The organism is Streptococcus suis (genome assembly GCF_002960445.1).
GTDB classification, from domain to species: Bacteria; Bacillota; Bacilli; order Lactobacillales; family Streptococcaceae; genus Streptococcus; species Streptococcus hyiners.
In genome coordinates, this window is record NZ_POJD01000110.1 from 78,689 (window position 1) to 101,433 (window position 22,745).

Sequence of the window (22,745 nt, forward strand, 5' to 3'; positions counted from 1 at the left end):
AAATGTTTTGTATAGAATGTGGAAACAAGGTAGAAACAGGTTTTAAGTTTTGTCCAAACTGTGGGACAAAAGTGAGTCAGAGAGAAAAAGTGGGGACTCATTCTTCGGAAAATATGCAAAAACGAGTTGAAACTCAAGGACGGGAGTATATGCTACAAGCTTATCGCGGAAATTTTTATGATAGTGAAAGAATGTATCCTATTTCCGAATATAGAGGAATGTTTTTCTATGTTAGTATGATAAATTCGAACTTCTATATTGTTGTTTATTCCCCTAAGAAAGGTACCAAACATTTATTTGTCAAGTTACAGAATCAAGATTTATTTTCTGATAATTTTACAGAAAACCAGGTTTATGTTAATTCATTTGGTATTTTTATCAAATGTGGGAAGGGGAATCAATTTATTCATGTTGATTTTGATAGAAAAATTCAACGGGTACTGCCGTTAAAAGCTAGGATAAATAATAATTACTATATTACTGATCAATTTATTTATTATTCCTATGAACAAGAGATTCATAAATTTGATATTCAAACAAATATTGATGAACTACTTTTAAAGAGTTTTAAAACAAAAGGTGGCGAATCAATTGAGTATACAGGGAGTATTTTTTTTGCGAATAATGAATATCTGATGTATTACCCTATAATATCAGGTCGTGTCGTACCGTCCATATTTTCGATGAAGACTAAAATTGTTAGTCCGTTACCAAAATTTAAGGGTTTTGAGTTTCGAATGATGAATATGTCTGATAATACAATTTGGTATAACAAATTTCATGAAGATCAACTAAAATGGCGTAGCAATATGGATGGTTTTGATACATATGCACTTGGACCAGACTTTGAATATTATCGTTTAGAATCATTGGAATCAAGAAAATTGGTTAAGGAATTCGATAGAGATTTGAGTTTGAATTCTAAGTGTGGGGCTGTTTTACATCCAAAGTTTACAACTTATTTTGATGGAAACTATAGATTTGTATTAGATAGATTATTGTTAAGAGATGGGACTACTAAATATAATTTTAGTCAACTTAATGATACACAGATTTGGCAACCCAGACCGTTAGGTAATTACTTTCTTTCACTGAAATCTAATAGTAATAAATGGTATGTCCATTCACAAGAAAGTATGAAACTATTAGGTGAGATTAATTTTAAAGAAAGTGAAGACTTAATATTTGGCAATGATGAAATAGTAAATTTAAGTAGTATTATCCAACGTGATGATGAGACTTTGAATTTTAATGATTTCAAAACATCCATAAATAATGAATTAGAAAAATTTCAAATATTTTCAATGAACTACAAAGGTTTTCAGGCTAATGGTTATTTGACCACAAAAGGATTTATTGTAAAAAAAGGTAGTCAAATTAATCCAGAAATAGTGCCCTCTTGTCCTCAAGGGACTATCAAAGCAAGGCAACAATATGCTGACAAGATTAATGGAAATAGACTAGTAGTTGATATTGAGTTTTCGAGTATCTCGGCAGCTGCATCATTCGTTGCTGGAGCTAGCCAAAACGGAAATGTTGTTTGGAAAAATGAGGAAGGTGTGACTTTTAAGGAGTTGCACAAATAGTAAAGGGGTTAATATGGGATTTGATTCAAGTAAAATAAATAAATTCAATAGCTTTTCTATTGAACAAAAGGTTGAGGTACTATATAGCTATTTAGTTTTGGGAGTAGCACAGCCTGATATTGAAGAGTTGGTTTGGGGTAAAGAAAATGTTCGAAAAGCATTCAATACTTCTACTATTGCAAATGGATATAACATACGTGGTAAGGATCATAGAGGGAGATTTCCTAGTGTAACTAGAGATCAAATCCATAACTATGTATCTATGCATCCAACTTATAGTGATACAAATGATATTATAAGCTACCTTCGAAGTGTTCCCAACTACCCAAATCATGACGAAAGCTATAATGAAAATAATATGAAGCCAATATTTTATATTATCGGTGGAGTTATTGTTTTAATTGTTGGCTATATGCTACTGATGTTTCTATATAATCTTCTTAAACCACTAATTGATTTCTTTATTCAATATTGGTTAATGATCGTCATGTTAGTGGGAATAATTGCTTGGGTTATTCGAAAAGATAAAAAGTAAAATGGACTTGAACTGTTAAAAGATTAAAAAGTTAATCAAAGGAAGTAAATGTGATTTTGATTAATAAGGAGAATATGATGAATCAAAAAGAATGGGTAGAATTTTTTCAAGCCTCAAATGGACGTAATCCAGAACCAGCTGAATTTTCAGAAGCATTAAAGAATGGGGAGTTCAAGATTGAGACTGTTCAGACTGAGCAGAATGTAGTTGAAGAGCAGGTTGCAGAGAATCACTCAGAAAACTCGCAACCTCATTCGCAACCTAAATCAGTTATTAGTCAGAAGGATTTATTGCTGAATACTGACTTGCGCGCTTTGCGCAAGCAGATTGAAGAAAAGGATACGACCTTGTCTAAGCATTTCTTTGAATTGGGATTAGCCTACTATAATCAATCGATCAACCAGAAGGACATAAATCTTGAAAAGGAAGTATCTGCGATTATTGGGATCTTGCAGGAATCTTACAAACTTCGTCAAGATTACAATATCCACGTTCCGCGTGAAAAATCATGTTTAGCATGTGGTAATCTCTTAAGTTCTGAAAGTCGTTTTTGTTCGGTCTGTGGAAGTGATGTTCAAGAATTATCTGCTCTTGAAGAGGCAACTCTAAAAGAGTGTGACCTATGTTCGACTTTGCAAGCGGGCAAGAATAAGTTCTGCGCTTGTTGTGGAAAAGAATTTGCTTAGGAGAGTGCGATGGATAGAAATCAGGTTTATATAGATCGTCTGAGGAAGGTTCTCTGGGAGAATCAAGAAGATTTAAAAAAAGTAACATCTTACGACTTTTGTACCTCTTGTCAAGACTATGTCCTCACTTCAAACTATTGCCAACAATGTGGTCAAATGAATCTTTCAACGGAAACTGTATCCTTTGGCGAGAGTCAGTCACTACTGGATAATAGTCAATATTATATGGTTCAGTCAAATCGTTGGTTGGATCGCTGGGGCCTTTGGTTAGAGGAACAACTCAATAAAGTAGGAATTGAAATCAATCAAGGGACACTTTTTCATTTGGGAAGTCTCCATAAATTTTTAGTTATTCTATTTACAATTGTCAGTGTACTCTCTTTCTTCCTAACCATTTTTCCAGTTTTAACATATCCTTTCTTCTTGCCAAATGTAGTTTCTTTAGTCTTTACTGCGCTGTTAGTTTTTTTGAACTATCAACTTTATAAAGGGCAATCCCACAAAGTATTGCTAGGGGGAGCAGGGTTATTGGGGACCTCGTTAGTTGCATTGTTGTTGGGGATTCTAACATCTGATTCTCTTGTACTTCCGATGTTGATGTTTTCAATGCTATTCATGGGAGCTCTTCTTATCGTGCCACTTTTGCTCAAGCCAAGTGCAGCACAAGGGATTGAAAAAGCTTCGTCAATGGCAAAAGAAAAAGTTTCTGTTCCCCATTTTAAAGTAGCTTCCGCAAAGGAACAGAAAGAAACCGTTGCAGCAGCTCATGTTCCAGTCCAACATCCTAATCCTAGGCCGAACTACAATAGAAGTGAAGATGCCTTTAAATATCGCCATACAGGCTCAACTATTCTAAACTGGCTATTTTTTGGGGTTCCACTAATTGTATTACTTTTAAGTGCTTCAAGCTTATCAGAATTTTTAAGTAACTATGGAATTTATATTGGAGATAGTATTTTTGCACTAATTTTAGCAGCGACTTTCTTCACGTTTATTTATTTTCTACCAGCTTTTATCTGCCAAAGCAGTGGGTTAAAGATTGTCATTTGGTTATTGAATATTCCATTAGGTGGTACAGTCATCGGTTGGTTTATTTTGCTGTTTGTTGCGACTTCATCAAATAAAAATAGGAGACGTCAACAAGAGATGGATTACTTAATTCGCAAAATGGCAGATAGGTGATGATAGTTATATGTGCCGTATAGGATGTATCCTAGCGCAAGAAAGAGGTGTATAGATGAACGAAATAGAATGGATTGCCTATTTTGAAGCAATGAACGGACGAAAGCCCACCCCTGCGGAATTGCAGGAAGCGGTAAAAAGCGGGCTTGTGCAGTCTCCTAAAAAATCATTTCCCAACTGGGTCTATGGTTTGATTGGGATTGTAGTTATCGCAGGAGCCGCCTATATGTTTTTGACAAAGACATCAAACCAAGAAATTTCCAATATATTGACTGAGGCTAGCTCCTCAACAAGCCAGACAAAAGCAAGCCAGTCACAATCGTCGAGCGCGCAAAAAGAGGAAGATGGGATTGATTTATCAGCTATCCAAGCAGGAGATTATGCGAGTATAGCAGGTTTGTGGTACACAGAAATCTCTGATAGTCCCAAAGAATTTAACTGGAGTGATTATTTTAAAAATCATCAAGTCCGTGAAGAAAATGGCATGCTGATTTTATCGCCCGTTAATCTAGCAGGCGCGCCTACCCTTAAGATTATTCCTAAAGGGGTGGAATACAATCTACCTGTTGAGATGATATCTGGAGGCATTCCAACAATGACTACCACCGATCGTATCGTTTCAGAAGGAATTGTGTCGGACGTATATTATCGAGAAGCTGATTTTAAAAATGTAGAGAATACACAATATTCTATCTCCTATCACGCTCAGAAAACGAATGAAATTCCTCTTTGGACTCAAGAACAAAGTCAACAACTTGCAGACTTGATGGTGAGCTGGGGGAATTCAATGAACCAAAGTGGCTATCAAGATGTGACTGATGCAGTTAGAGAGCGTTCTCTAGCAGTGGTCGATGAATCAGGTGCTGGTCCAAACTATTCTGTGGATTTCACTACGGATGGAACGGTTCAAGCTGAGTATCATATTGTCGGCATCTACCATTTTTCTAAAGTCTTGGCTGGTGGAAAGATGGAACATAATTACTTGTTCACAATAAAAAAAGATGGCACACCAGTCGTACTTTACTCTCCTACAAGTCAGGATAATATCTATAAAGTTAGAGTGACAGATAATGCAGATTTGAAAGTAGGATTTGAGAAAATAGTAGGAGGCAATTAAGTGACTGAAAAAGAATGGGTAAACTATTTTGAAGCTATTAATGGTCGAGAACCTAGTGATGTTGAAGTGAAACTTGCTTTTCAAAAAGGTGAGATAAAGAGAAGGTCCTATTGGTTACGTTTTAGGAGAATTCCAGTTTGGCAGCAAGTTTCGGTAGTCTTATTGATGGTGGTTCTCGTGTTCATCGGCTACAAACCAGCCTTGAAAATGTATTATCAGAGTCAAGAGAGTCGTTATCGCGGACTTTATGAGACAGTAGTATCTAACCATCAGGAAGCCATTCTACAGAAAGATAGTCAGAAAGTAAGTGCTGCATATTTCGAGCAACCAACTCGGTCCCCGTCCTATCTAATTTATGATCTAGATGATGATGGGAAGTTAGAAATGTACATAGGGTTTGATGATGGAGCGGAAACAATAAACGTACTAGAGAAGTTTGATATTTCATTTGGGAAGGTCAAAAGGGTAAAAGTAGGTCCAGCAGTCTCTTCTGATAAAAATTGGTCTCCCTTCGATGTCAAAGGTCTCTACCAAATAGATTTGACGGAATTATCTAATCAAGATTTTTCGTCCGTAAGTGGAGTTTGGGTCTCAGAAGATGGAGAGTTTGAAGTAACGATATATGACGACGGCATAGCTTATATTAATGGGGTTAGTACGGAGAATATGTCTAGCGGCTCAAGTAATAATAAGATTATCGGGGATAGATTTGGTTTTCTAAATACAAGCAAGCAAGTATATGAAGGATATGCAGTTGGTGAAGCTAGTGGAGGCAAGATTTCTCTAACAGCTCTCACTAATTTAGGTGCACATTATACTTATACCTTTGTTCCGAAAGGAATTGATTACTCAGGAACTGACTCTCAAAAAGATAGAGTTGTTGTAAAGACATTTGATGGGGAAATGGTTTTATATTCATCTTCGGACGTTAATTCAAACATTAAATCTAATGAGCATGCTGATGAATCAGCAGTCAATCTGACAGACTTGTTACGAGGTGATTTTTCTAGCTTGGCTGGAACTTGGAAAAATTCTTACTATACTTTCACTCTTGATAAGCATGGGAATTATAAAGATTCAAATTCAAAAGATGGACTCGCTTTTCGAGATTTGAGATTAGAAGAAGATGAGTATATTATGGCAGTTCTTGGAGATAGCTCTACAAGTTGGCAAAATGCCAATTCTGGGGCATTTTGGTATTTTGTTCCAGCAGGAACAAAGCTAGAGTTTGAAAAGGATACTGATAGTAGTCGAGATAGGTTTATTGTCAATTCAAAAGATAGTTTAGGTGGCAAAGATTGGGTATACTACAAAGTAGAATAACAATTGTAAAACCTTCCTACATATGTTTGTAGGAAGATTTTTTAATTGATATGAGATACTGAAGACCAAAAGTAATCTTAATGATACAAGCTTTATGGTTTGTAAATTTTTCTCATATTTGTGAATTGATTTATTTCGGAATTACATATATCAATCTATTTTAATTTGACTTTGTAAGCACTTTCTTGTATAATAAAATAAAAACTGGTTATAACCAGAAAACAAGGAGGACCTATGTTCCGTTTAGCAAAAGAAGAATTAGAAAAATTGGGGGCCCATATCACAGCTACTGAGATTTACCAACAGCCTGGCTTGTGGAAAGAGGCTCATCAACTCTATCTTGACCAGCTTGAGAAGATTGAAGTATTTCTGAAAGCCATCCAGGACAAGCATGATTTTGTTCATGTTATTTTTACGGGTGCTGGAACTTCAGACTTTGTTGGTCAAAGCATTGCCAATTATCTCAATCAAGTCAATGATTTGAAGCACATCCGTTTTTCTGCCATTGGTACGGTTGAATTGGTTGGTCGTCCACATGACTATTTACAGGCAGATGTGCCAACTATTTTGGTATCCTTTGCCCGTTCAGGTAATTCACCAGAAAGTGTGGCAGCAGTAGAAGTTGCCAAGCAATTGGTTGATCAGCTTTACCAAGTGACTATTACCTGTGCACCAGAGGGCAAATTGGCTCTGGCAGCCGAAGGGGATGCGGACAATCTCTTGCTCTTACAGCCTGCGGGTTCAAACGATAAGGGCTTTGCCATGACAGGCTCATACAGCTGTATGTCCTTGACTGCTCTGCTTGTCTTCTCACCAGCTAGCCAAGAAGAAAAAGCCGCGTGGGTCGATACTATTGCCCGTCTGGGTCAAGATGTCTTGGACCGTGAGGATTATGTACAAGAGCTTGTTGATTTAGACTTTGAACGAGTGATTTACCTTGGTTCGGGTGGCTTCTATGGGGTAGCCCACGAAGCACAGCTCAAGATTTTGGAGCTGACAGCAGGTAAGATTGCGACCATGTATGAGTCACCACTCGGTTTCCGTCATGGACCAAAATCCTTCATCAACGACAAGACTTTGATTTTCCTTCTTGCATCAAATGATGCTTACACACGCCAGTACGATGTGGACTTGCTCAATGAAGTCCATGGTGATGGCATAGCAGAGCGGATTGTTGCCTTGTCGGCTGATAAACTAGCAGGTACAGAGGCAGCTAACTTTGTCTTGGCAGAAGGCGGAGCAGACCTGCCAGATGTCTTCCTGACCTTCCCTTACATCATCTTTGCCCAAACAGTATCAATTATGGCAGCTATCAAGTGTAAGAACTTACCAGATACACCATCGCCAACAGGCACCGTAAACCGTGTGGTGCAGGGTGTAATTATTCATCCTTTGGAAAAATAGGCAGTTAAAAACGAGTTGCGAGAGCAGCTCGTTTTCTTGTCTTATAGTCTTGGGAGATGGATGGTTGAATGGTCCAAATCAATCGAAATCGTCCAGTCGCTATTATCCCGAACAGTGCATTCAAAGTCGGTCGTGTAGAGAATGAGTTCTAGCATATCTCCTTTTTTCAGCTGATAAATGGTTGGCTGCAGTTTCCAGCTCAGGTCCATCCACTGGTCTGGCACCACTTCCTCTATGGTCGTCAGGTCTGTGCGGTTCTGCAGGTTCATAAAGCCCTTGGTCACCAAGCGTTGCGGCATCTCCACATAAGGCAACTCCACCAGATTTTCTTGGGCGTGGTAGCGGCCGTTGTCCAGGCTCAACCGCGTTTTTGGCGTTGGGATTGGGGCTAGACGTTTTTTATTTCCCTTGTCCAATAGCTGAGCAGATAAGAGGCCTTTGGCTACACTGGATGCGACACGGAGTTTCAGCGTGACCTGACCGTTGAGCAGGAGGTCCTCCGTCACAGGCAGTTCCATGCTGACTTGGTTGGCCTTTCCTGCATAGAGGTCTTGGTGGAAGGCTGGGTAGGATTTGCCGTAGCGGTCAAAATCTTCTTGGGCATACTGATTGGAGATGGTCTGGCTTCCAGTTCCCAGTGGCAAGACAGCCTCGTTTTCACCGCCAAAGGTGTCCAAAGTCGTCCAAGTTTGTTCACCGCTGTTGTCCTGCCAGATGACCGTTGGCAGTTGGTAGTTGTTCTCGTAGCCCAGCAGTTTTTGACTGAGCAGGGCGTTCATGGACTCACGGAAGTCGATGGATTGCCAGTTGTTCATATAAACGTGGGCACCGTTGTGGAAGAAGAGGTGCTTTTTGATGTGACTTGGCAGGGCGTGGAACATATTCCAGACATGGATTGGCTTGACATTCCAGTCCTGTGAGCCGTGGGTAAAGACCACCTCGCACTTGACCTTATCAGCCTGGAGCAGATAGTTGCGGTCATGCCAATATTGATTGTAGTCGCCGCTGGTGCGGTCCAGGGCAGCACGTTCTGCCGCCAGTCCTTTTTCGTAGGCTGCTTTATTGCGGAGGAAGTCGCCTGCTTGCAGGCTCTTGGAGTAGGTCAGGGCGGTCAAGCTGTCCAGGTCTTCGCCTGGATAGCCGCCAGGGCTGGTCACCATCCCGTTTTCACGGTAGTAGTCGTACCAAGAGGAAATCCCTGCTTCTGCGATAACGACTTCCAATCCGTCCACGCCAGTTGTTGCCAAGGCATTGGACATGGTACCGAGATAAGATAGTCCCGTCGTCGCCACCTTACCATTGGCCCAATCAGCCTTGACTTCTAGCGAGCGGGTGTGGTCTGTGTAGGCCTTGGTGCGACCGTTCAGCCAGTCAATCACCGCTTTATAGCCCTCCACCTGCTGGTAGTCGCCGGAAGTCATATAGCCCGTCGAGCCCAGCGTGCCAACGCCAGACACATGGAGGCTGGCGAAACCACGAGCGAGGAAGTAGTCATTGAGGGAGTATGAAGTCATGTGGCCCAGTTTTTCGGTAGCAGGGCTGATAGGTAGCTCTCGCTGGTCCAAGTCTAGCTTGGTGATGCTGGTCTGCTTGACCTCAATGGTGCCAGCTGGTTTTTCCGCCAACTCCCCTTCCATCTTGTGCAGGGCCTTATCGCTGGCTACATCGTTAACCCCTTGATGATAGGGACTGTTGGTAATGACCGCAGGGATTTTCCCGTCAAAGTGCGGACGGAGAATGGATAGCTTGACAATATCAGTCTGACCAGTCCCAGCCGTATCGACAGGCGTTTCGACATAGACCACCTCACGAATGAGGTTTTTTGTTGAAAAGGTTGCTAGCGATTTGCCGTTGAAGAAGTGGTAGTGGTTATCTTCTGGAATGAAATCATCGCTAACCAGTTGGTCAATCAAGGTATTTCCGGACTTGGTACGGGTGGCAAGCAGTTGGTAGAGGTTGTCAATCATATCTCCATAGATGACAGGGAAGTTGCTTTTCTCTACGAAGTCCATGACATCTGTATAATCCACACCAGGCACAAAGCCCAGCAACTGAAAGGCGACTTGATAGAAAATCTGGTCAGTCAGCTCACGGTCAGACTGGAAGAAGGTCAGCAAGTCTGTATTCCAGTCTGCAATCAGGTTTGACAGGGCAAAGTCAGTATTGGCTGTTAAAAAATGGCACTTTCTGACAAAGATTTCCAGATTTTTTTTCGGACTGTGGTCGCTTTGCAATGCAAAACCAAGTTTGTTTAGCTCTTCTAGAGATCCTGTTACATCATTTTTTATAAAAGAAAACTGATTAAAACGCATAGCTTTTCCTCTTTTTTACTTAGTAGTCTGTACTTATTATAGCTGATAAGGGGTTCTTTGTCTAAGATTTGTTGGAACATCAGTATATCTATGTAGAAAATGACAGTATAATTAGTTGTAAAATAGTGATTTTTTTTATACAATATTCTAGTATTTATTGAGGAGAGAATAGCTATCGTGTTGAGAAAAAATGATGTGATTGTGCCTGTATTGCGTGTCAACAATCGTGGTATCAATCAAGCCTTCCTAGAAGAACAACTAGGAATGAAAGTACAATTAGAAGATGGACCATTTGCTGATTTTGGCGATAGAACCAGTTCTGCAACAAAATTGGTTTTGATGGAGTCGCCAGGCAATCGCACTCGGGCTGTCAAGGGACCAAAAAAATTAAATAAAATCCTGGTTAAGGTAGAGCAGGCTAGTGACATTGAAGCCTTGTTAGCTCGAGGAACGGTGTTTACCAAGCTCTATAAAGGAAAAGCTGGGTTTGGATTTGAGGCTATCTCTCCAGAGGGAGATACTTTCTTGCTCCATGCCGAACAGGCTATCGAGGATTTGACGGCTATTCTTCCGCCAGTACACTTTCCTGCTCAAGCTGATTTTTCAGGTCTGACTGCTTTTGCGGTGGAGGCTGTCTGGATCAATAGTCCACAAGCCAGCGTTAGTCAAGATTTCTATGAAGCAATCTTACCTGAACAAGACTTTTTGCGTTTTGTGGGAGCAGAAGGTGAAGATCTAGTAACCCCTGCGGATCAGGTTTGGGACTTGGACAGTTTGCGTTTTCCTGTCGAGCAGGATTTTGACTGGGCAAACTTGGAAAGCCAGTTGGAAGGTCCTTTCTTTAAAGACAAAAAAGAAACCTTTATCCAAACGGTTGACCCAAGTGGTATTGAATTGTGGTTTGAAAAATGAGAAAAATAATTTTAGACAAGATTTCAGAGCAGATTGGGCAAGGAGTTTATCCTGGTGCCAGTCTGGCTCTTTTTTCTAAGGGTCAGTGGCAGGAGTATTATCTGGGGACCCAAGATGGTCAGACGCCAGTAGAGGCGGGTTTGACCTATGATTTGGCCTCCGTGTCCAAGGTGGTTGGTGTAGGCACTCTTGCGACTTTTTTGGTCAATAGCGGAGCTTTGGAGCTAGATAGGACCTTGCAGTCTTACTATCCTGCTTTTGAGAATAGTCAAGTGACCATCCGGCAATTATTGACCCACACCAGCGGCATTGATCCCTTCATTCCCAATCGAGATAGTCTGGATGCAGACCAATTAAAAGAAGCGATTTTGAAGATTAGGGTGACGGAGAACAAGGACTTTTTCTATACTGATATCAATTTTCTCCTGCTGGGCTTTTTGCTGGAGGAACTGGATGGAGCTAGTCTGGACCAGCTAATCAGTCAAGGCGTTCTAGAGCCCTTTGGCATGTCCCAAACCTCCTATGGGCCAGTCAGTCAGGCGGTGCCGACGGTGCGTGGTGTAAAAGCAGGTGTGGTGCACGATCCTAAGGCGCGTGTCTTGGGGCTCCATGCGGGTAGTGCGGGTCTCTTTTCTACGGTCAAGGATTTAGAAATCTTTTTGGAGCGCTATTTGACCGAGGACTTTGCGGCAGATTTGACCCAGGATTATGGCTTTGACGACAAGCGCAAGCGGTCGCTAGCTTGGGATAAGAAGGGGGACTGGTTGTCCCACACGGGCTATACAGGGACCTTTATCATGTACAATCGTCCCTTGCAAAAGGCGGCTATATTTCTCTCCAATCGTACCTTTGAAAAGGATGAGCGGGCTCAGTGGAAGCTGGATCGAAACCAGGTCATGGCCCTGATTCGGCAGGTTTTAGAGGATGAGTGTTAGACAGGAGGTTTACCAACTACCAAAATAGTTTGAGGATTGAAGTTAGAGAAGAAACCGTTAGCAATTTGTAATCAATTTGACATTTTTTACGGTGAAAATATTGGTAAAATGAGAATATGTATTGGAGGTGTAAAATGAAAAAGTATATTTGTCAGTCGGCCTTGTTGTTGGCAGGTTTTGTGACTACTGTTATGGGTGTCTATAGTGTTCAAGCAGACAGTCATATTGTGGTAGAAGGCGATTCCCTTTACTCAATCGCAGACCAGTATGGTGTGGATCCTTATCAACTAGCAGAAACCAATGGATTGGACATTCTAGGCCTAATCACACCAGGACAAGTTTTAGAAGTACCAGGTCAAGCCTATGTCGAAGAAGAAGTTGTAGAAGCTAGTGCAGGTCAGTCTGACTATGTTGTTCAAGAGGGGGATTCTCTTTATGGTATTGCAGATGCTTTTTCATTGGACATTTACGATTTATTAGCGCAAAATCAATTGACCCTCGAAACGACTTTGCATCCTGGTCAAATTTTGAAGTTGACAGAAACAATATGGGGGCAGGCTGTCGATACGAGTAGCGATAGCTACTATCTACCGGGTTATGAATATGAGCCGGGTATTAACTATCCTGTTGGTCAATGTACATGGGGGGTACAAAAAGTTGCTCCGTGGGCAGGCGATTGGTGGGGTGATGCGGCTACTTGGGGAGCCAATGCGGCGCGTGATGGTTTCCGTACAGGAACAGTGCCAGAAGTTGGTGCTATTATTTCCTGGAATGACGGTGCTCTAGGACACGTTGCCTATGTGACAGCTGTTAATGAAGAAGGGCAAATCCAAGTTCTTGAAGCCAATTACCGTGGGCAACAGTGGGTGGATAACTTCCGTGGCTGGTTCAATCCAACGGATACAGCTGGAGAAATTACTTATATCTATAATAACTAGGATAAATGACAAAAATATTATTAGAATGAAAGTGACCCTGCATTTGAATGTAGGGTCCTATTTTTTGGTATAATAGTAGTATATTTTTTGATTATTCTAGGAGAAATTATGGTCGATATAAAAGGGAAACTCCCTCTGTTTCAAGCAAATGATGTCAACATCAGCAAGGATGTCAATTTAGTCTGGTCTATTGCAAACACCCTACGAGGAGCTTACCGAGCGGATAAATACCGTGATGTCATTATTCCCATGTTTGTATTGGCTCGCTTGGAAGCTGCCCTTTTACCGACCAAGGAAGAAGTGTTGACTCGGTACCAGTCAAATCCGTCAACACCAGAGAAAATATTTGAGTCCCTCACAGGCTATAAATACTACAATACCAGCAAACATACTTTGAAGAATCTCTTGAACGAACCGGATGCTATCAAGGATAATTTTTTGGATTACCTAGATGGTTATTCCAAACGAGTCAAGGATATTATCGAGAATTTGAAATTTAAGGAGCAGGTGGATACCTTGGCAAGTACAGGGCGCCTCTTTACAGTAGTGAAGAAATTCTCGGAACTTGATTTATCACCAAGTTCCATTGATTCTATGCGGATGGGCTATATGTTTGAGGATATTATCCGCCGCTTTTCTGAAAATGAGGAGGCAGGTTCTCACTACACACCAAGGGAAGTCATCGCTCTCATGGTCAACCTGCTCTTGATGGAGGCAGATGAAGAGCTTTTTGTTGACAATAAGGAGATCAAGATTTTAGATATGGCGGCAGGTACAGGTGGTATGCTGGCAACTGCCAAAAGCTATATTCAACAGCTCAATCCCAAGGTCAACGTTCGCTTGTTTGGGCAAGAGTATCTGGCTGAAACCTATGGTATTGGCAAGGCGGATATGCTGATTCGTCAGGAAGAGTCGGATTATTTTGTTAAGACGGATACGCTTAAGGATCTAGACCCATTTCACGATAAGAAGATGAACTTTGTCATTGCCAATCCACCTTTTGGTCAGTCTTGGGGAGGGAAGGATGCGGATGACGGAGTAGAGCAGGCGGTCAAGGCTGATCAGGCTCTCTTTGAGTCGACAGACGGCAGGGAAGGTCGTTTTGTCAATACTCCCACGACAGGTGATGCTCAGTTGCTCTTCCATCTACATGCTTTGGCGAAGTTGGAGGAAAATGGCAGAGCTGCTATCATTTCAAACGGTTCACCCCTATTTTCAGGCGGAACGACATCTGGGGAAAGCCAAATCCGACGGTATATCTTAGAAAATGATTTGTTGGAGGCCATTGTCGCTCTACCGGGGCAATTTTTCTACAATACAGGAATCGGTATCTATATTTGGCTTTATAATAAGGATAAGAGTCCAGAAAGACAAGGTAAGGTCCAATTTATCGATGCGACCAATGAATTTGTTCCCTTGCGGAAATCGCTGGGACAAAAACGCCGTGAGCTGTCACAGGACAATATCAAGGATATTCTCCAGTGGTACCATGACTTTGAGGAAAACGACCGTGTGAAAATCTTTGACAGCAAGGAATTTCTTTATAAAGAATACTTGGTCATGCAGCCTCTACAACGTCGTGGAGAAATTACAGAGAAAAGTCTGGACAGTGTCCAGTCGGTCCAGTTTTTTACCAAGCTCTTTGATGAATACAAGTACCAAGAATTACTGGAAATGGAGCCACGCACAGCCAAGCAAGATAAGGAACTGCAAAAGCTTGAAGAAGGTAGAAAAAAGCAAGAGGAAATCCTCCAAGCCCTCCGTCAAGGTCTGTCGGAAGCTACCTATCCAAACTTTGAGACCTTTACAGCCATACTGAAAGCCCTCTTGTCAGAAGTCAAGCTGACCCCAGCCAATCTCAATGCCCTGGCCCTTGCTATGAGTGAGATGGACAAGACTGCCGAGGTTATCACAACTAAGAAGAAAGACAAGCTGGGTGAGATTGCGGACGGTATCGTCTATGACAAGACTACTAAGGATTCTGAGATTGTCAAGCTGTCGGAAGAAGTAGAGGCTTATTTTGAACGGGAGGTCTATTCTCATGTGCCAGATGCTCACTACTGGTGGGAGGAAAACAAGCTGGGAGCAGAAATCCCCTTTACCCGCTATTTCTACCAGTACCAAGCCCCAGAAAAGGCAGAAGATCTGCTCAAACAATTCTATGACCTAGAAGACCAACTACAAGCACTCTTGGAGGAACTCAAACATGACTAGGATGAAAGATAGTGGCATCGAGTGGATTGGGGAAATGCCAGAGGAGTGGGGGATTAAGCCGATTAAACATATTTTTGGTGCCATTGGTAGCGGTACAACGCCGGATAGCTCTAAAGTAGAATACTATGATGGAAATATAAATTGGCTACAATCGGGTGATCTATATAAAAAAGATTATGTTTATGCTGTTTCAAAGACAATTACAGATTTGGGGTACAGGAGTTCTGCTTCTCTAAGAATATATCAAGCTCCGTTTCTAGCAATCGCTATGTACGGAGCCTCTATTGGCAATTTGGCTATTAGTAAAATAGATGCGTGTGTTAATCAAGCAGTGGCTGTTTTAAAAGGAGAAGAAAATATAGTCAGATTTACAAAACTTGCACTGGAAATATCAAAAACTGAATTAATTTTTGCAGCACAAGGTGGAACTCAGCCAAATATAAATCAAGTGTTGATAAAAAACTGGGTAATACCATTCCCGAGTGAGATTGAAATAAAAAAAATCGCTGACTTCCTCGATAAAAAAGTTGCTCAACTGGATAAGGTCAAAAGCCTTCTAGAAGAGCAAATTAAGACCTTGGAAGACTACCGCCAAAGTCTCATTTACGAAACCGTCACAAAAGGACTGGATAAAACCGTTCCCCTAAAAGAATCAGGTGTTGACTGGATAGGACAGATACCAGAGGGGTGGGGAGTAGGTAGAGTAAAAGATTGTTTTATTCTAAGAACAGAGAAGAGTTATTTACCAATGGAAGATGTACAGCTGTTGTCGCTGTATACTGAGTACGGGGTATTTCCTCATGGTGAAAGAGAAGAAAAGGGGAATAAAGCTGTTACGACTGAGGGATACAAGGTTGTATTTAAAAATGACATTGTTGTAAACATCATATTAGCTTGGATGGGTTCGATTGGTATGTCTGGATATGATGGTGTAACAAGTCCTGCCTACGATATTTATAAGCCACTAGAAAGTATCTGTTCGAGATATTATCACTATCTGTTTAGAACGATGGCCTTCTCAGGTCAATGTTATAAGTATGGGAGAGGGATAATGAAAATGAGATGGAGGACATACTCAAATGATTTCAAAATCATCAATGTTCCTATACCTTGTTTTGAAATTCAAACCCAAATCGCTGACTTCTTAGATAAAAAGACAGAACAAATCAACCAAATGATTGCTATCAAAAAAGAACAAATTGAAAATATCAACAAACAACGCCAAACACTGATTTATGACTATGTGACAGGGAAAAGGAGAATATAAAAGAAGTGTCTATCCAATATATAAAATCTATTTTTGAAAATATCTCAACTTGTAGCGCTTGGTCATTGCAGATTATTAAAATAACTCATTCTAGTAGAAATGGGATTAGTTATCTTGCAAGAGAAATACAAATAGAACCTGTGGGTAGAGTCGATACACACATCAAGATTCTTGCTGATAAATATTTAAATAACGAACAGGATGGCTTAGGACAATATACAGATTGTAGGAATTATGATGGTTCCTCAGATTCACAAGTGATTTATAAGTTAGATAAATCGAATCATTTGATTAGTCAAGATTACGAGTTACTGATACAAGCAATCTCCACCCCTGATACTGAGATAAATCCGCTTGAACTTAAAACGCAGGCATCTGTAATTAAAGGAACAATATGGATTGATAATCAAGAGGTTGCTGTAAAATTCATTTCGATGCAAAATCCGATAACGACACTGAAGAATAAATTTTGGAGTGCAAATGGTACATTCCATGAGATATCAGATAAAGTTTTAACGTTAAGAAATTCTGTAGATGTCATGATTGTTAATGATACTGTCTATATGCTGAATTTATCTGGGGAAAAACTGTTTAATATGGAAAGATCGTATAATAAAATATGTCTTTCTAAAGTTGAACTAATTAGCCAAAAAAATATAATTGATAATTTTGATATATTTAAAAAATGCGCGACTAGTGGACACAATCCACGAAAATTTGTATCTTTTAATGATTCTCATCTTGAAAAGTTGGTGGTTACAAGGACTAGGAAGCAAATAGCAGCTAAATTTAATATTAAATTAACTAATGATCGGTTTGATGCAAGTGAGGAAGGTATCGCCGATAAAATTGTTAAACTGCTTTGTCAAAGGGGGATGCTTGATCCATTTGATGCTGTTCCGATGGAAGTTTCAGGTTCAAGAAAATGGACATAATGAGGTTGATAAAGTATGTCAAAATTTTTATTTTTTAGCTTATACTATACTTCATTTTCTCCCCTTTGGCTATCCATTCTTTTTATCAATATAAAAAGTTGTATTGAGAAAACTCAGCCAATCAATACAGAAAAATACAGTATTATTGTTATTTTGGTCTTGTGGGTGATTACTTTTATTAGTATACGCAATAACCTATGTTCTAAAAATAAAGAAGGCGCGATCGCTGTAACTTTAGACACAATACAAGAGGAAAAATCAATAACATCAGAATATTTATTATCGTATATTCTTCCTTTATTTGCATTTGACTTCACGAGGTGGGATAGTGTGATTTTGTTTTTGATATTTTTTATTACTTTGGCATACCTATGTATTAAGCATAATTACTTCAGTGTGAATATAGTTTTAGAAATATTGAACTATCAAGTGTATACTTGCACTGTAAAGAATGACGATAATTTCTGTTATCGAACTACCATTATAAGTCACAGGAATTTGAATGCTAAAAAAGGTGAGCAGATTTATTTAAAATCATTGAATAACGAATATAAATTAGATATTTATTGATAATTATTTACCTAGCTAATAATATTAAAAAAAACAAGTCTATCCTTTCGAAAATCCGCTAACCATCCCTCCTCTCTCCTTTCGAACTGTATTAGAATAAGCACCAGTTTAGTTAGGAGCTCTAACTGCCAAATAGGATCTCGTTTGACTATTTTTTCTAGTTAGGTTATAATGAGAATAGAAAAGGGTAGTTGCACTAACAACTACCCAATGCAGAACCGTTTAAGACGGTGACTAGTTTTATAATTACTAAAAAATAATCGTCAACCGGTCAAAGTTTAGACGGTTATTTTTTATTGCTCATTTTTACGATGATAATCACTAAGCCAATAAGGGATAGTAGGAAACTACCGAATCCCAGCATCAGTTGCGTCGTCTCGTAAACTGACAACAATCTGCTCCTTTCTGTTAGATTTTGATGAGTTGCCCATAGGCACCACCTGCCTTTCAGAAATTAGAGCCACCGTCTTCGAGAGGTTATTATGCTTTAGAAACATAAAACCTCCCTTCCCATTTGGGAAACTCTTCTGCATAAATAATCATAGCATACCTACATAGAAAATAGCTAAATTTTTGATGAGCAACTATTCTATCAAAACTATTACGCTATCCCTATCCTTCCGAAAATCTTCCAAACATCCTTCCGTTAACTTTCCTATCCTTCCGAACTGTGCTATAATAGTATTAGAAAAAAGGACTGTTTTGGTTAGAAGGTGAGGTGTCCTATGTATATGTCTGTCAAGCAGGCGGCGGTGCTCTGGGGGATTTCAGACCGCCGTGTTCGTGACTTGTGTAGTCAGGGAAAGGTGGAAGGTGCTATCCGTGAGGGGCGTTTATGGAAGATTCCCCAAGATACTCCAAAGCCAGTTGATGGTCGTTATAAAAGGGTGGAAAGTCTTTTGCCTCTGATTGATGAAAAGATGGCAAGGTTAGCGACCCTTCGTCCCTTGACCAGAGGAGAGATTGAGCGGCTCAATGAAGAATTTACAGTGGAGTTCACCTATAATTCCAACGCTATTGAGGGTAATACCCTGACCCTGCGTGAAACGGACATGGTTTTGCGTGGGTTGACCATTGATCAGAAGCCCTTAAAGGATCATCTTGAGGCTATTGGTCATAGGGAAGCTTTTGAATATGTACAGACCTTGGTGGCAGAAGATACGCCTTTGACGGAGCAGGTTGTAAAGGATATTCACTATCTGGTTTTGTCCGATAAGAAGGACGATAGGGGTGTCTATCGAAAGGTGCCCGTTCGTATCATGGGTGCTGCAAACGAACCTGCCCAGCCCTTTATGATCCGTCCCTTAATGGAGCAGTGGCTGGCGGACTATGCTCAGAGTCAGGAAAATATCGTGACCAGGATGGCTCGTTTTCACATTGTCTTTGAAAGTATTCATCCCTTTATTGATGGTAATGGTCGAACTGGTCGGCTCTTGGTCAACTTGGAGCTGATGAAGGCTGGCTATCCTCCCATTGATATTAAATTTTCAGATCGATTAGCCTATTATCAGGCCTTTGATGACTTTCATGCTAAGGGAAGTCTGTCAGCAATGGAAGATTTGTTTGCCCGTTATTTGAATGAGAGATTGGATATGTATCTGTCTATCCTCTCCCTCGATGGTGTAGAGTAAGTACAAGGAAGAATAAGGAATACCTATGGCTCATTTTGACCTTAAAGAACGTTATGATTTTCAGCAGTGGATTATCAAGGATTTAGAAACAGAAAATGGTTTTACTCACAGACCGCAGAGCAAGTATAATCAACGCTTGGCAATGGATACAGACATCTTGTGGGAGTTTCTGCGAGCAACCCAAGAAGACGAGATAGACTATCTCTTGAAGAAGTTGGACAAAGAGGTTATTCTCAACTTGATTAACCAAGAAATTATCAAGGGAGGTCTTCTCTTTGCCTTGAAGTCAGGGGTTTATATTGAAAATAAACAATTGAAACTGGTCTATCCCAAGCCTGCCACTTCCTTTAATGCCAAGGCAGTCAAGCGGTATGAGCAAAATCGCTTTACAGTTATGGAAGAGGTAGTCTACAAGGATCAAGAACGTGTAGACTTGGTTATCTTTCTGAATGGTCTAGCTTTGTTTGCGATTGAGTTGAAGCTTAATTCCAGTGGTCAATCGGTAGATGATGCTATTCGTCAGTTGAGAAAGCGAGATAGCAAGAACCGCTTGTTTAAGTTTGACTCAGGGGTTTTGGCTTCTTTCGCAGTAGATACCTTGGAAGTCTACATGACGACCGAAATAAAGGAGCAAGATACCTATTTCCTTCCCTTCAATATGGGGAAAGGTGAAGGGGTTGACCAGGGGGCTGGAAATCCGCACAATGAATCTGGTCCAGACACAGCCTATTTTTGGAAGGAAGTGCTGACTAAGGATAGTATTCTTCAGTTGATTGAACGCTTTATCTTTTTGAAGATTGATCGGGAGAAAAAAGGCAAGAAAACGCTGATTTTCCCTCGTTACCAGCAAAGACGGGCAGTAAATCGTGTCCTAGAGGATATGAAGGTCAATCACACCGATAGTAATTATCTGATTCAACACTCGGCAGGGTCTGGCAAGACCAATACGATTGCTTGGTTGGCACATAGTTTGGTCAGTCTGCATGACCACGAAGACCGAAATGTTGTGGATACGGTCTTGATTGTGACAGACAGGATTGTTGTGGACAGGCAGCTACAGGATGCTGTTCAGGCTATCCAGCATCAGCCTGGGGTTATCAAGGTGATGGATGACAAGGCGACTTCCAGTGACTTGGCGGATGCCTTGGCTGGAAATACCAAGATTATCGCAACAACCATTCATAAATTCGCCCAAATCAATAAGTCAGATTGGATGACAGCTGGTCCAACTGCCCAGAAAAGATTTGCCATTCTGATTGATGAAGCCCACAGTTCGACGACGGGCTCCTATATGAGTGCTGTCAGTCAAGTTTTGACAGAAACAGATGTGGAAGACGGAACGATGGATGAGGTGCAGGAGGTTTCAGTGGCGGACGCCATTGAACAAGAAATCGCTCGGACAGGAAAGCAGGATAATATTTCGATTATTGCCTTTACGGCAACACCAAAAGCAACTACCTTGCAATTATTTGGAAAAACCTTACCAGATGGTTCAAAAGGTCCTTTTGATGTCTACTCTATGAAACAGGCTATCCAGGAAGGCTTTATTCTGGATGTCTTGAATAACTATACTACTTACAAGACGTACTACAAATTGAACAAGGCTGTTGAGGAGGATCCTCAGTTTAAGACAGGTCTTGCCAAGAGAAAGATTGCCAAGTTTATCGAGTTATCGGATGAAAATATTGACCAGAAAGTTGAAATCATCATGGACCATTTCATCAGTCATGACATTATGGCTGAGTTGGGCGGTCAAGGTAAAGCTATGATTGTTACATCGGGTCGTGAAGCAGCAGTCAAGTATCAAAAGTCTTTTAAACGTTATTTCAAAGAGCATCATATCACCAGTATTGGAGCTTTAGTTGCTTTTTCAGGTAAGGTGAGTATGGATGATCAGGATTATACCGAGGCTCTGATGAACGGAATTGCGGAGGACAAGCTTAAAGAGAGATTTGATACAGATGATTATCAGGTCTTGATTGTGGCCAATAAATACCAGACAGGTTTTGACCAACCGAAATTGGTGGCTATGTATGTAGATAAAAAGTTGCGAGATGTAGCAGCTGTACAAACTCTATCTCGCCTCAATCGTACGGTGGGAGGCTACAATAAGAAAACTTTTGTACTAGACTTTAAAAATACCTATGAGGATATAAACAAGGCTTTTGCTCCTTACTATAAGGAAACGATTTTATCAGAAACGATTACGCCAAGTGATGTATTTGACTTGGTGCGTAAGATAGACGAATATAGTATTCTTGACAGTGATGTTATCCATGAGTTTAATCAATTCCTTTATCAAGAGAAACGCTCTAGTCGGGACAAACAAAAAATGACAGCATTGTTGAATAAAGGTTATAGTCGTGTTCAGGAATTTGATGAAAAGGAGCAGCTGGAAATCAAAAAAGTTTTCCGAGGTTTTCTTCGAATGTATACTTTTCTAATCCAAGCTACTGCCTATCAAAATGAGGTTCTGCATGAGCGTTATAATTATCTACAAGAATTGGTGAAGATGATTGATGTTCGGCTTGGTGGGACGGATTTTACCATTGCGGATAAGATTGTGGTTGACTACATGAAGCACAAGCAAACAGGAGTCCATACCGTAGCTGACTTGGAAGGAGAATATACTCTTTCGCTTAATAAACCTAAAATCGGACCTATTGATGAAGAACAGGAAAAACGTCTTTCAGAGATTATTGATGAAATCAATGAGCAACTTGATTTGACGATTGATCCTCAAATCGGTGTTAGCGGAGCAGTTTCTATTCGTGAACTCATGAAGAAAAATGAGAAACTCAAGCAGTCTGCTAAGGTAAATTCTCGTGAAGATTTCGAGTTTTCTTTTGAGGATGAGATTGACAATGCTTTGACTGAGGGGTATATGCAAAATCAAGATTTCTTTGGTGTCTTGCTCAATAATGATGCTTTCAAGAAACGAATTGCCAAGCTTTTTATAGATGATGTGTACAGAAGTTTGAAAGATGATGAATAGGGAGTGAAAAAGAATTCGATAAGATAAAAGAGTTGCTCAACAAATTCTTGTTTCAAGTTGTTGAGTTGTAACAGTCTATTTCCAGACATCAATTAATGTGGAGACTGGGCTTGAGCTTAGTCTCTTGTGGGATGCTGCTAGTATCCTTCAGTTCTCTCCCAATCCTTCCGCAAATGCGGGAGGATTTTTTTGACATAGCAAAA

17 protein-coding genes and 1 pseudogene are annotated in these 22,745 nt (G+C 40.4%); 15 read left to right on the forward strand and 3 right to left on the reverse strand.

What is annotated here, in order from left to right:
* Nucleotides 1-2: 2 nt before the first annotated feature.
* From C1G53_RS02935 to C1G53_RS02965, 7 genes are all read left to right on the forward strand, one after another.
* On the forward strand, nucleotides 3-1,586 hold the full coding sequence (locus C1G53_RS02935) for a DUF4357 domain-containing protein (RefSeq protein WP_105117616.1): 1,584 nt from the start codon (nucleotides 3-5) through the stop codon (nucleotides 1,584-1,586).
* 13 nt (nucleotides 1,587-1,599) lie between these two features.
* Complete coding sequence (locus C1G53_RS02940) at nucleotides 1,600-2,121, forward strand: hypothetical protein (RefSeq protein ID WP_105117617.1); 522 nt, start codon at nucleotides 1,600-1,602, stop codon at nucleotides 2,119-2,121.
* Nucleotides 2,122-2,198: 77 nt separating this feature from the next.
* A complete protein-coding gene (locus C1G53_RS02945; protein WP_105117618.1) occupies nucleotides 2,199-2,807 on the forward strand; it encodes a zinc ribbon domain-containing protein in 609 nt (202 codons plus the stop codon).
* A 9-nt stretch (nucleotides 2,808-2,816) separates the two neighbouring features.
* Entirely contained in the window at nucleotides 2,817-3,989 is a 1,173-nt protein-coding gene (locus C1G53_RS02950) for a superinfection immunity protein (RefSeq protein ID WP_105117619.1), read from the forward strand.
* A gap of 55 nt (nucleotides 3,990-4,044) precedes the next feature.
* The gene (locus C1G53_RS02955; RefSeq protein ID WP_105117620.1) at nucleotides 4,045-5,106 is read left to right on the forward strand and encodes a DUF4767 domain-containing protein; all 1,062 of its coding nucleotides are present in this window, start codon (nucleotides 4,045-4,047) and stop codon (nucleotides 5,104-5,106) included.
* Nucleotides 5,107-6,429 carry a DUF6287 domain-containing protein gene (locus C1G53_RS02960; RefSeq protein ID WP_105117621.1) on the forward strand — a complete coding sequence of 441 codons (1,323 nt, stop codon included), beginning with the start codon at nucleotides 5,107-5,109 and terminating at the stop codon, nucleotides 6,427-6,429. It begins immediately after the preceding gene.
* A gap of 234 nt (nucleotides 6,430-6,663) precedes the next feature.
* The gene (locus tag C1G53_RS02965; protein ID WP_105117622.1) at nucleotides 6,664-7,833 is read left to right on the forward strand and encodes an SIS domain-containing protein; all 1,170 of its coding nucleotides are present in this window, start codon (nucleotides 6,664-6,666) and stop codon (nucleotides 7,831-7,833) included.
* Nucleotides 7,834-7,874: 41 nt separating this feature from the next.
* Here C1G53_RS02965 and C1G53_RS02970 read toward each other — a convergent pair whose 3' ends face one another.
* Entirely contained in the window at nucleotides 7,875-10,145 is a 2,271-nt protein-coding gene (locus tag C1G53_RS02970; RefSeq protein ID WP_105117623.1) for a Xaa-Pro dipeptidyl-peptidase, read from the reverse strand.
* A gap of 177 nt (nucleotides 10,146-10,322) precedes the next feature.
* Between C1G53_RS02970 and C1G53_RS02975 the strand changes: the two genes are divergently transcribed.
* The 6 genes from C1G53_RS02975 (at nucleotide 10,323) to C1G53_RS03000 (ending at nucleotide 17,346) form a co-directional block, all read left to right on the forward strand.
* Nucleotides 10,323-11,057: a CppA N-terminal domain-containing protein gene (locus C1G53_RS02975; RefSeq protein ID WP_105117624.1), complete on the forward strand. Its 735-nt coding sequence runs from the start codon at nucleotides 10,323-10,325 to the stop codon at nucleotides 11,055-11,057.
* Nucleotides 11,054-11,992, forward strand: coding sequence for a serine hydrolase domain-containing protein (locus C1G53_RS02980; protein ID WP_105117625.1), 939 nt, complete (start codon nucleotides 11,054-11,056; stop codon nucleotides 11,990-11,992). Before C1G53_RS02975 ends, C1G53_RS02980 begins: the two co-directional genes overlap by 4 nt.
* Before the next feature lie 134 nt (nucleotides 11,993-12,126).
* The gene (locus C1G53_RS02985) at nucleotides 12,127-12,930 is read left to right on the forward strand and encodes a COG3942 and LysM peptidoglycan-binding domain-containing protein (protein ID WP_105117626.1); all 804 of its coding nucleotides are present in this window, start codon (nucleotides 12,127-12,129) and stop codon (nucleotides 12,928-12,930) included.
* Nucleotides 12,931-13,038: 108 nt separating this feature from the next.
* A complete protein-coding gene (locus tag C1G53_RS02990) occupies nucleotides 13,039-15,144 on the forward strand; it encodes a type I restriction-modification system subunit M (protein ID WP_105117627.1) in 2,106 nt (701 codons plus the stop codon).
* Nucleotides 15,137-16,411 carry a restriction endonuclease subunit S gene (locus C1G53_RS02995; RefSeq protein ID WP_105117628.1) on the forward strand — a complete coding sequence of 425 codons (1,275 nt, stop codon included), beginning with the start codon at nucleotides 15,137-15,139 and terminating at the stop codon, nucleotides 16,409-16,411. Before C1G53_RS02990 ends, C1G53_RS02995 begins: the two co-directional genes overlap by 8 nt.
* A gap of 5 nt (nucleotides 16,412-16,416) precedes the next feature.
* On the forward strand, nucleotides 16,417-17,346 hold the full coding sequence (locus C1G53_RS03000) for a Kiwa anti-phage protein KwaB-like domain-containing protein (protein WP_105117629.1): 930 nt from the start codon (nucleotides 16,417-16,419) through the stop codon (nucleotides 17,344-17,346).
* Between the two features lie 856 nt (nucleotides 17,347-18,202).
* Here the strand turns inward: C1G53_RS03000 and C1G53_RS13265 are convergent.
* Together C1G53_RS13265 and C1G53_RS13270 are read right to left on the reverse strand one after the other, a co-directional pair.
* Nucleotides 18,203-18,322, reverse strand: a pseudogene (locus C1G53_RS13265) (putative holin-like toxin); the annotation flags it as partial.
* Nucleotides 18,264-18,413 carry a hypothetical protein gene (locus C1G53_RS13270; RefSeq protein WP_238139094.1) on the reverse strand — a complete coding sequence of 50 codons (150 nt, stop codon included), beginning with the start codon at nucleotides 18,411-18,413 and terminating at the stop codon, nucleotides 18,264-18,266. The gene C1G53_RS13270 and the pseudogene C1G53_RS13265, both read right to left, overlap by 59 nt.
* A 228-nt stretch (nucleotides 18,414-18,641) precedes the next feature.
* On the opposite strand from C1G53_RS13270, the gene C1G53_RS03015 reads away from it, so the two are divergent.
* Nucleotides 18,642-19,547: a Fic family protein gene (locus C1G53_RS03015; protein WP_105117631.1), complete on the forward strand. Its 906-nt coding sequence runs from the start codon at nucleotides 18,642-18,644 to the stop codon at nucleotides 19,545-19,547.
* 25 nt (nucleotides 19,548-19,572) lie between these two features.
* Nucleotides 19,573-22,542 carry a type I restriction endonuclease subunit R gene (locus C1G53_RS03020; protein ID WP_105117632.1) on the forward strand — a complete coding sequence of 990 codons (2,970 nt, stop codon included), beginning with the start codon at nucleotides 19,573-19,575 and terminating at the stop codon, nucleotides 22,540-22,542.
* Nucleotides 22,543-22,745: the final 203 nt, after the last annotated feature.

Excerpts from the sequence above, each read along its gene's own strand:
- C1G53_RS02935 (WP_105117616.1), top strand. The coding sequence starts at position 3 with ATGTTTTGTATAGAATGTGGAAACAAGGTAGAAACAGGTTTTAAGTTT.
- C1G53_RS02940 (WP_105117617.1), top strand. The coding sequence starts at position 1,600 with ATGGGATTTGATTCAAGTAAAATAAATAAATTCAATAGCTTTTCTATT.
- C1G53_RS02945 (WP_105117618.1), top strand. The coding sequence starts at position 2,199 with ATGAATCAAAAAGAATGGGTAGAATTTTTTCAAGCCTCAAATGGACGT.
- C1G53_RS02950 (WP_105117619.1), top strand. The coding sequence starts at position 2,817 with ATGGATAGAAATCAGGTTTATATAGATCGTCTGAGGAAGGTTCTCTGG.
- C1G53_RS02955 (WP_105117620.1), top strand. The coding sequence starts at position 4,045 with ATGAACGAAATAGAATGGATTGCCTATTTTGAAGCAATGAACGGACGA.
- C1G53_RS02965 (WP_105117622.1), top strand. The coding sequence starts at position 6,664 with ATGTTCCGTTTAGCAAAAGAAGAATTAGAAAAATTGGGGGCCCATATC.
- C1G53_RS02970 (WP_105117623.1), bottom strand. The coding sequence starts at position 10,145 with ATGCGTTTTAATCAGTTTTCTTTTATAAAAAATGATGTAACAGGATCT.
- C1G53_RS02980 (WP_105117625.1), top strand. The coding sequence starts at position 11,054 with ATGAGAAAAATAATTTTAGACAAGATTTCAGAGCAGATTGGGCAAGGA.
- C1G53_RS02985 (WP_105117626.1), top strand. The coding sequence starts at position 12,127 with ATGAAAAAGTATATTTGTCAGTCGGCCTTGTTGTTGGCAGGTTTTGTG.
- C1G53_RS02990 (WP_105117627.1), top strand. The coding sequence starts at position 13,039 with ATGGTCGATATAAAAGGGAAACTCCCTCTGTTTCAAGCAAATGATGTC.
- C1G53_RS02995 (WP_105117628.1), top strand. The coding sequence starts at position 15,137 with ATGACTAGGATGAAAGATAGTGGCATCGAGTGGATTGGGGAAATGCCA.
- C1G53_RS13270 (WP_238139094.1), bottom strand. The coding sequence starts at position 18,413 with ATGTTTCTAAAGCATAATAACCTCTCGAAGACGGTGGCTCTAATTTCT.
- C1G53_RS03015 (WP_105117631.1), top strand. The coding sequence starts at position 18,642 with ATGTATATGTCTGTCAAGCAGGCGGCGGTGCTCTGGGGGATTTCAGAC.
- C1G53_RS03020 (WP_105117632.1), top strand. The coding sequence starts at position 19,573 with ATGGCTCATTTTGACCTTAAAGAACGTTATGATTTTCAGCAGTGGATT.